The organism is Aerococcus sp. L_32, from assembly GCF_050689315.1.
The window spans coordinates 1-8,990 of sequence record NZ_JBOEQF010000084.1; the positions used below are offsets into that span (position 1 = coordinate 1).

Annotated in this window: 12 protein-coding genes and 1 riboswitch; of the genes, 2 read left to right on the plus strand and 10 right to left on the minus strand. The window is 40.0% G+C overall.

Annotation, left to right across the window (positions count from 1 at the left end):
- The 3 genes from ACRCJ0_RS07015 to ACRCJ0_RS07025 all read right to left on the minus strand — a co-directional run.
- The coding region (locus tag ACRCJ0_RS07015) for an FAD-dependent oxidoreductase (RefSeq protein ID WP_431390003.1) at positions 1 to 696 on the minus strand (696 nt) is incomplete at its 3' end.
- Positions 697 to 1,110: 414 nt separating this feature from the next.
- Positions 1,111 to 2,331 (minus strand): AI-2E family transporter, encoded by a 1,221-nt coding sequence (locus ACRCJ0_RS07020; RefSeq protein WP_431390004.1) that lies wholly within the window; start codon positions 2,329 to 2,331, stop codon positions 1,111 to 1,113.
- 117 nt (positions 2,332 to 2,448) lie between these two features.
- Complete coding sequence (locus tag ACRCJ0_RS07025) at positions 2,449 to 2,649, minus strand: lipoate protein ligase C-terminal domain-containing protein (RefSeq protein WP_431390010.1); 201 nt, start codon at positions 2,647 to 2,649, stop codon at positions 2,449 to 2,451.
- A 73-nt stretch (positions 2,650 to 2,722) separates the two neighbouring features.
- On the opposite strand from ACRCJ0_RS07025, the gene ACRCJ0_RS07030 reads away from it, so the two are divergent.
- Positions 2,723 to 2,836 carry an SDR family oxidoreductase gene (locus ACRCJ0_RS07030; RefSeq protein WP_205713466.1) on the plus strand — a complete coding sequence of 38 codons (114 nt, stop codon included), beginning with the start codon at positions 2,723 to 2,725 and terminating at the stop codon, positions 2,834 to 2,836.
- A 77-nt stretch (positions 2,837 to 2,913) separates the two neighbouring features.
- On the opposite strand, the gene ACRCJ0_RS07035 is transcribed toward ACRCJ0_RS07030, so the two are convergent.
- Positions 2,914 to 4,095, minus strand: a complete 1,182-nt coding sequence (locus ACRCJ0_RS07035) for a cation:proton antiporter (RefSeq protein ID WP_431390005.1) — start codon at positions 4,093 to 4,095, stop codon at positions 2,914 to 2,916.
- Between the two features lie 47 nt (positions 4,096 to 4,142).
- Positions 4,143 to 4,237, minus strand: a riboswitch (Fluoride riboswitch).
- Between the two features lie 386 nt (positions 4,238 to 4,623).
- On the opposite strand from ACRCJ0_RS07035, the gene gpmA reads away from it, so the two are divergent.
- A complete protein-coding gene (gene gpmA / locus ACRCJ0_RS07040; RefSeq protein WP_149256605.1) occupies positions 4,624 to 5,313 on the plus strand; it encodes a 2,3-diphosphoglycerate-dependent phosphoglycerate mutase in 690 nt (229 codons plus the stop codon).
- Between the two features lie 63 nt (positions 5,314 to 5,376).
- Here gpmA and ACRCJ0_RS07045 read toward each other — a convergent pair whose 3' ends face one another.
- The 6 genes from ACRCJ0_RS07045 to ACRCJ0_RS07070 all read right to left on the minus strand — a co-directional run.
- Positions 5,377 to 5,877, minus strand: coding sequence for an SRPBCC domain-containing protein (locus tag ACRCJ0_RS07045; RefSeq protein ID WP_431390006.1), 501 nt, complete (start codon positions 5,875 to 5,877; stop codon positions 5,377 to 5,379).
- A gap of 15 nt (positions 5,878 to 5,892) precedes the next feature.
- Complete coding sequence (locus tag ACRCJ0_RS07050; RefSeq protein ID WP_431390011.1) at positions 5,893 to 6,081, minus strand: VOC family protein; 189 nt, start codon at positions 6,079 to 6,081, stop codon at positions 5,893 to 5,895.
- Complete coding sequence (locus tag ACRCJ0_RS07055) at positions 6,047 to 6,286, minus strand: VOC family protein (protein ID WP_431390012.1); 240 nt, start codon at positions 6,284 to 6,286, stop codon at positions 6,047 to 6,049. The genes ACRCJ0_RS07050 and ACRCJ0_RS07055 overlap by 35 nt, the downstream gene beginning before the upstream one ends.
- Positions 6,287 to 6,555: 269 nt before the next feature.
- Positions 6,556 to 7,758 carry a dicarboxylate/amino acid:cation symporter gene (locus tag ACRCJ0_RS07060; RefSeq protein ID WP_431390007.1) on the minus strand — a complete coding sequence of 401 codons (1,203 nt, stop codon included), beginning with the start codon at positions 7,756 to 7,758 and terminating at the stop codon, positions 6,556 to 6,558.
- A 107-nt stretch (positions 7,759 to 7,865) separates the two neighbouring features.
- A complete protein-coding gene (locus ACRCJ0_RS07065; RefSeq protein WP_431390008.1) occupies positions 7,866 to 8,582 on the minus strand; it encodes a M48 family metallopeptidase in 717 nt (238 codons plus the stop codon).
- Positions 8,583 to 8,617: 35 nt separating this feature from the next.
- On the minus strand, positions 8,618 to 8,990 hold a 373-nt coding region (locus ACRCJ0_RS07070; protein ID WP_431390009.1), incomplete at its 5' end, for an acetolactate decarboxylase.

The window sequence follows — 8,990 nt, forward strand, 5'->3', positions numbered from 1 at the left end:
TTCGCCGTTAGTTGTTTTAAGACCTGTTACTTTACCGTTTTCACCTAAGTATTCTTCAGCTAATTCACCAAAGTGAGTGTGTACGCCGTTAGCGCGTAAGTTTTCGTCCATTGCTACTGCGAAGTCTACATCGTAGTAGTTCATTAATGAATGTTCTTCTGCGTCGAAGATGTGTACTTCTTTACCGCGACGAGCTGCTGCTTCAGCGATTTCAACACCGATGTAACCAGCACCGATAACACATACAACGTTAGCGTCGTCTGCTGCTAAGGCTTTGTCTACTTCTTGACCTTCTTGGAATAATTTTAGGAAGTGTAATCCTTCTAAGTCGTTACCTGGTAATTTAGGTGCGATTGGAAGAGATCCAGTTGCTAAAACTAATTTGTCATAGTTTTCTTCTAATTTTTCACCTGATTTAGTTTCTGCGTAAACAACTTTATTTTCAAAGTCGATTTCTTTTACTTCAGTTTCTAAAGATACTTTAGCACCTTTAGCTTCGAAATCTGCAGCTTTTGTATAGAATAACCCTTCGTAGCTATCGATTTGACGACCTACCCATAATGCGGTCCCACAACCTAAGTATGATAAGTTTGAGTTACGGTCTATTAATGTAACTTCTACGTCTTGATCTGAATCTAATAATGTATTTGCTGCTGAGATACCTGCATGGTTAGTTCCTACTACTACAACTTTCATTAAATGTTTCCTCCTCGGTGTACATATCATTTGCTCATTTATTTACAAGCACAGAATAACACCATTTTTTTTGGATGACAAACCAAAGTTGTATAATTTATAAAAGCTCACAAAGTCCATAGCAAGCAATTTTAAAGGAAAGTTTGTGAAAAACTTATTAAGACCCTTTGTTTTCGGTCTAATTATTGCAATTTTTGTTATTTTCTTAAAAATAATCATTTTTACTTCAAATTCGCTTTTTCACAAATTCGGGTGTTTTTGTACATTTTTTGTATTTTTATAGATTTTGAGCCTAGATAAATGAAAAAAACGCTCACAATTAAGTGGCGTCTTTTCCTTTTATATCAACGTTTTTCTCATTTTCCACTTGTGAATGTGTCGCATGTGAAAAAGTTTGTGCATTTTTATACGATGTTACGTCTTATCAATCTCTTCTTCGATTAACGCTGGGTGACGCAGACTCTCTAAAAAGCTTACTTTTAGCTCTACATCTTGTTTCCCTGCTGCTTGACGGACTTGCTCGCGGTATTTGACATCAATCTTGATAATCTTATAGATTGAAGCTAGAACCGGCACCCCGATTAACATACCAGGAATACCCATCAATCCCCCACCAACAGTTACAGCGAATAACACCCACATAGATGGTAGTCCAATTGAATCCCCCACAACTCGTGGATAGATTAAGTCCCCTTCTAATTGTTGGACAAATAAGACGAAGATGAGATAAATCAAGGCGTAGGTTGGGTTTAAAGCGAGTAGGATCAAGACGCCGACCGCACCCGATAGGAAGGCACCAATAATTGGAATCAATGCCATTACACCTTGTAGAACGCCCAACATCGCAGCATAAGGAACTTGAAGAATAAATAACCCAACTGTCACTAAAGTACCCAAGATGATTGCTTCAATAACCATTCCTGAAATAAACTTAGAAAATGTTTCATTAGCAACTCGAGCCACATTTTCAATTAATTGGTGGATATCATCGCGAACATAAACCGTTAGCAATCGTTCTACTTGTTTGGCTAATTTTTCCTTTGAGAAAAGAATATAAATTGCAAACAAGATACCCAAGAAGATATTAGTTACTGCACCAATAGAAGTGGTTAATACCGAAACAGACGTCGTCGCTAGACCTGAAGCTATATTGTTAATGCCTCTTGCCACATTAGAGAAGATACTACCCCAATCGATATTCGTTTTGTTTGCTAAGTCGTTCACTAAAGGAACCAAAGCATCTTGATTATTAAACCAATTTGTTAGATTTTCAACAGTCTCAGGTGCCACTTCAATCAGCGTCATAATCGCAGACGCCAATTGTGGTAACACAATTACAACCGTCGCTGCTATCACTAAACAGACAACTAAGATAGCTAAAATAATAGCAACTGGTCGTCTAGATGCTTTCAAATACTTATTTTTTGCATTCGGGTATAAGTATTTTTCAAGCCAGGTCATCAATAGGTTAAGGACAAAGGCAATCATCCCACCTAAGATTAAGGGGAAAATCACTGACCAAATCATAGAAACTGCTTGGACAAGATATGACCAGTTGATGACGGCTAATATAAATACCGCAATCAAGGCCAACCATTGGACCCCTTGTTTTGTTGGACCGTTTAATTTTTTCAATTCAATTCAACTCTTTCTCTACTTTAATATATATATTTTAGCATATTATGCTAAAACTAGGTTAGTTAGAATAGTTGAATTAATCGGCCCAAAATACGGTGTTAAGTCAATATCTGTTCAAGCACTCGCTACTACATCTTCCCTTAATGTGCAGCCTACGAGTAGGTTTTCTATATCTGCAACATTTTTCTTTTCAAAAAAATCACCATAAATTCGACATTTTTGAATATGCCCCTTGACAACTTTTAAGTTGACTTCAAGTGTTCCAACAACAAGATCCGTGTTAACGGGATTGCCCCAGGTGCAATCGCTACAAATATTGCCTCAACAATGACCAACTTAAGTGACTTTGGGAGCGCCCGGATTGGTGCCTTCAGCGGTTTAAACCCAAGTGTTGGTCCACCCGAAGATATCCCATGCCGCAGTATTCTTGGCATCAGATGACGATAAATTTATGAACGGTGATATTATCACTGTAGATGGTGGCTTCACGGCGCCATTCTAAAATAAATAAATTTTCCGTAAAAAAAGCTGGTCCTCATTTTTTTGAGAGCCAGCTTTTATTTGTTTTTATATCCATATTTATCGATCATCACGCAATAGGCGATTATGGGTTTGGTCGATTAAGACAGCGCCAAGCGGTGCGGTGACTAAGATGGCAACGACCGAGATGGTTAAAATGATTTGACCATTCGGCAAGCCCATCGCTAAGGGCACCGCCCCTATGGCTGCTTGTACTGTGGCTTTTGGAAGGTAGGCAAAGATGGCGAATGCTTTTTCCTCTTTGTTTAATTGAGTGCCTAAAACAGATAAAAGTACACCAAGTCCTCTAAATACCAACAACAAGACAATTAATAGTACTGCAATGAGGCCTGAATCTTTGACGGATTCGATGGACATGCTGGCACCAACTAACACGAATAGGATAATTTCAAAGACTTGCCATAAATTATTAAAACCTACTTGAACAGATTTGGCTTGAACTGGATTGACGCGAAGCATCATAAAGCCCATTGCCATCACAGCAAGTAAGGCTGAGAAGCCAATTGGCCCTGTCATGGCTTTTTCAATCCCATCAAATAACATGGCCATCCCAAAGGATAAGATGACTGGATAGCCACCTGATAATTGATATTTTTCAATGGCTAGTGACAGTAGCCAACCCACCAATAATCCCCCAGCGATCCCTAATATGATAGAAGTTGGCATAGATAGCATGCTTAACCAATGGAATTCACCGGTTTGAGCAAGGGCTGTTAAGGCGGTGAATAGGATGATGACGAAGATATCATCCATAGAAGAGCCCGCTAGAATCATTTGCGGCACCCCTTTTTTCTTACCATATCCCTTACCCATTAAATCTAACATGCGGGCAACGACTACGGCTGGTGATGTGGCCGCGACAATAGCCCCTAAGATAGCTGCAGATAAGTATGACATTCCAAAGAATATTGGCGCCAAAATAATTGTCCCAATGATTTCTAGGGTAGCAGGTAGGAAGCTCATCAAGATGGCTGGGCGCCCTACTTTCTTCAAGTCCTGCAAATCGATATTTAAACCCGCTCTCAGTAAGATAATCATCAAGGCAATCCGTCTTAAATCACTGGATATGTCCAATGTACTTTGGTCAATTAAATTGAAAAATGATGGTCCCATGATTAAGCCAGCGATGATGTAGCCGATTAAACTAGGTAAATTCATCGTACTCAACAAGCGCCCCAATAAATACCCCACAACAATGATAAAACCTAACGATAGTAACATAATTTCCTCCTTTTGCAGGCACAAAAAAAGCTGATACGCCTGCAGTTTTACTTGCAGAAGTCATCAGCTTTTCAGCGGTTCGGTTTCGGATGGCTTAAATACCATCGCCTCGACCAGGGAGAACCTCATTCCCTCTTTTTATGCTCCCTAAGCATACGCCATTTTTCTGAAAAATACAAGGTACTATATTTTAAAATAACCCTTTGGCTTATCCTTTCTCTAGCATATTCATAAATCTACTGTTCATTCCAAAAGCACTTTGACTTATGCACCAAAAAAGGGCTTTCCCCTGTTTTGTCGATCCTCAAAAATCTATCGATTAATCACGGTTAAATACCCTTTAATAACTAACTAAACTAACCTCTTCAACTAGACAACTTTCCCTAAATAACACTGAAATATTATCACTTGTTAATGATCGTTATTAAAGAAGTTGAGGTGTCTTTTCTTGCTATCATTTTTACTTGGGTGTATATTATAGGTGAGCCTAAAAATAAAAATACAGTATCCTTGAAAGGATGGAGAAAGATGGCCAAATTAGTATTTATCCGCCACGGACAAAGTGAATTGAATTTGCAAAATGTGTTTACTGGATGGTTAGATCCGGCTTTAAGTCCTCTAGGGGTGGAGGAAGCTAAGACTGCTGGTCTAGCGCTTAAAGAAGAAGGTTTAACTTTTGATATTGTACACACTTCCCTACTAGCACGTGCCATACAAACAACTTTTTATACGCTAAATAATTTAGACCAACTTTACTTACCAGTCCACAAACATTGGCGGTTAAACGAACGCCATTACGGTGCCCTTCAAGGATTGAATAAGGCAGAAACGGCCGCTATTCACGGCGAAGACCAAGTGCATATCTGGCGCCGTTCTTATGATGTCCGCCCGCCTCAAGCGACTGCCGATACTTTTGACCGTCGCTACCAAGACCTTGATATCGACCATTTATTAGCTGGCGAAAGTTTAAAAGACACCTTAAACCGGACCATGCCTTATTGGGAAGATCATATTGCAGCTGATTTAAAAGAAGGCAAAAATGTCCTTGTTGTTGCTCATGGCAACAGCTTGCGGTCATTAACCAAATACTTGGAAGGCATTTCTGATGAAGATATTCCTAACTTAGAAATCGCAACTGGTGAACCCATTATTTATGATGTTGACGAAAACCTTCATATCTCAAACAAAAAAGTCTTAACGAAACATATCGCCAAATAACAAGTAATGACATGCAAATAAATAGCCCGGAAGCCTGGAACGTTGTGTCCCTTGACTTCTGGGCTATTTTTCTTCTTTAAAATTTGCTTCTTTAAATTGTGTTTCATAAGCTTGCGTTAACTCAACCAATTCATCTGGCAATGGCCATTGTGGTGGTTGACCGTTCATGATTTGCACGAATACATTTAAGCAATTATGCCAACCGGTAGCCGTTTGCACTACCCAGGCAAGATCTGAAAATGTATGGTTAAAATGTAATTTAGCACCAGAATTCGTTTCAGAAATCTCCATGCGTATCACATCGCGGCCATCTTCGATAAACTCAAAACCATCTTCAAGTGAAAACTTAGTAATCACCCCTTGGTAAAGATTCCCTTCGCCGTCATCAAATTTGATCAATCCGCCAACTTGGCCATCCATTTCCCCTGTTGCGAATGGATACCATTTTGAAAAAATGACCGGATCTGTCAAAGCGTTGAATACTGCCTCTTTTGACTGGTAAAAGTCCCTTTCAAAGTATAGTGTATACGAACTTTCGTTTTCAATTAATTGCCCAAATAACATCGTGTTTCCTTTCCCTTACGCTAAATCTAATAGCCTTTGGATATCAATCTTCTTCATCTGCATCATGGCTTGAATTTGTGCTGAATGATGTTGTAATTCTCCAATATTTACCGGCACAATTTGCCATGATAAACCATATCTATCTTTTACACAACCACACTGCTCAGCTTTAGGAAAAGCGGCATAATTTTTCCCAGTAATAATCTATTTCATCCTGACCCTCGCAATTAAGCGCCAAAGATATTGCTTCATTAAAACGGAAATATGGCCCGCCCTCCAAAGCAATATAAGGTTGGTTATTTAAAGTGAACTCTGCCGTAATAACTTTACCTGTCATACCCTCAAAGTATTCGTCTAAACTGGCATCTGGATAGTACTCAATCTGCTGAATTTCTGAATTTGGAATCAGATCTACTTAGAAGCGAACCGCCTCTTCACAATCGCCGGCACTAAAACATAAACAAGGTGCAATACTCTTCATGATAGCTCTACTTCATTGGGTGCTGGTCAGTCATACGCCACTAATACCTATATAGTTTACCACAAGAAAGTGAAAATTCGAACAGTCTATCCCAATTAGGCCTACCCCCACTAAAAAATGACCTACAATATTATCGACTTACCTACACTAAAATAAAAAAAGGATCCAGCCTTTACACTGAATCCTTTAGAGTAAATCTATTTAGCTTGTTCTGCTTTCTTATCTTTTTTGTAGATGGCATCGATGATAACCGCGATGGCGTTATCACCTGATACATTTGTTGCGGTACCAAATGAGTCTTGGGTGATGTATAAAGAAATGGCTAATTGGTTGAAGGCTTCTGTTAGACCAACCATTGGTAAGAAAGGTAATGCTGACATGATGGCCCCACCAGGCGCACCTGGTGCAGCGACCATGGCGATTCCTAATACCATAACGAAAGCAGCCATTGTACCAATTGAGATTGGCATTGAGTACATCATTAAGATGGCTGTCACACAAGATATGATGGTAATCATTGAACCAGCTAGATGGATAGTGGCGCATAGTGGCACAACGAAGTTAGCAATTTGCTCAGAGACGCCATTTTTCCGGGCAATTTCAACGTTTGTTGGAATGGTTGCGGCAGATGATTGGGTACCTGCGGCTGTTAACCAACCTGGAATTTGATTCTTCATCATTTTAATTGGGTTCTTACCGGCGTAAGCACCAACCACGGCGAACATGAAAGATAGGTATAGTAAGTGTAAGACGATGGCAGTAACTAATACCCGCCAAAAGACTGACATAACGGCAAATACTGATCCTGAATATGACATATCCGCAAAGTTAAAGAAGATATAGAATGGCAGGAATGGAATGACGACTGTTTGTAAGGTTAGATCGATGACCTTACCGAAGTCGGTAAATACTGTCATTAAAGCTTCTCCGCGCCCTCTTGCTCGTAGCCAAGAAATCCCTAAGCCTAACATAAAGGCGAAGATAATGGCTGCGGTAACTGAAAACATGGGTTCTAGACCAATTGAGAATAAGGCGGTTGCCCCTTCACCTGATTCTTGGATGATATTTGCCAAGTCGGAGGTGATAAACATTGGGAATAAATTGCTGGCTATAATATAGGCTAGGATGCCGGCAACGATTGTTGACCCGTAGGAAATGGCTACAGTAATCCCTAAAAGTTTGCCCGCACCTTCTGCTAGTTCAGCGATACCTGGAATAATCAGGCCGACAATCATCAATGGAATGATGAAGGTCAGGAACTCGGAGAATAGTCCAGATAATGTTTTTAATACTTGGAAGAAAATTTCTGGTAGAAAGCCAATTTGGCCGACAATGATCCCTAATATAATTGCAATTACTAATTTCAAGGCTAGCGGTATTTTAAACCCCTTCTTTGCCATATGAACAACTCCTCTAAATCATTTCTTTCTCAAAAAGAAAAAAGTCCCAAATCAACTTGGGGCTTAACTTATTTTTATGAGATTACTGCTTTTATTTTAACAGATTTTTAATGAAATACACTAGGTAATTTCGACAAAATTGCATTCGCTTCTTGCCATTTCGGAAAATATTGGTCCATTAGCTGGTAGAAACGCTTGGTATGGTCGGTTTCTAGTAAATGAACCAATTCATGAACGACGACTGATTCCAGGCAAATTAATGGTGCAGTGACCAAATTCAAACTAATCCAGATGCGTTTCTTTTGGATATTGCAGGTCCCCCATCTAGTTTTCATTTGCTTGACCCGAAATTCGTTGGCCCATACGTCCATATGGGCCATCATTTTAGGCCCGGTAATAGCTAATTGGTCTTTCAACGCTTGTCTGTAAAAAGTCATCATGACTTGTGCCCGCTCATCCTGATTCATTCCTGGTTTGACAGTTAAAACTAGCTGGTCATCCATTAATTGGCAAGATGTTGGCCCCGGTTTTTCAATGACTAGTAAAGGATAGGATTGGCCAAATAAATAATGGCTTTCGCCAGTTTCATAGTGTTTGACCTGGTCTTGGTAACGGTTCTGGATATCTGCCTGCATCCGCTCAATGCGGGCTAAGTTAGTTTCCACGAAGGCGACAATAGCAGCTTTACTGGCATATTTGGGTGCTGATATGCGCAAGTCTCCATGTGGCGGGACGGCTTTTAAGGTCAAGTTTTTATAGTTGGCCTGCTTGGTTACTTGAATGGGATAGCCCGCGATGGTCATATCAAGTTTAATAGCTAGCACCTCCCCGTGCGCTTTTTTTGGGCAAAATGACTACCTTATTCACTCTCGTTAATTTCTGTAATGAGGTTATCATAATTTACTGTGGCATTCATGAAAGCCGGATTATTGGTTGCGAAATGCTGGTGGAAGTCGGTGACGGTTTGGACGGATACGTCTGCATGATTAATCGTATAATCAATAATGTGCCCACCAAAATTTTTGTCTTCGCTGATAAAATGGCAATGAAAGCCTTGTTTAACTACACCTTCAAATAGGTAAGGACCGTAAATCCCGATGCAAGTACCCTTGACGTTTTCTTGCTTGAATTCGGGTTGCTTGCGACTGGCGTCGATAAAGCGTGGGAAAGGTTCTTCAACGCGTGGGATGACCCGGGTATGCATGAAATCAAAAGACCCTTCGATGCGGATA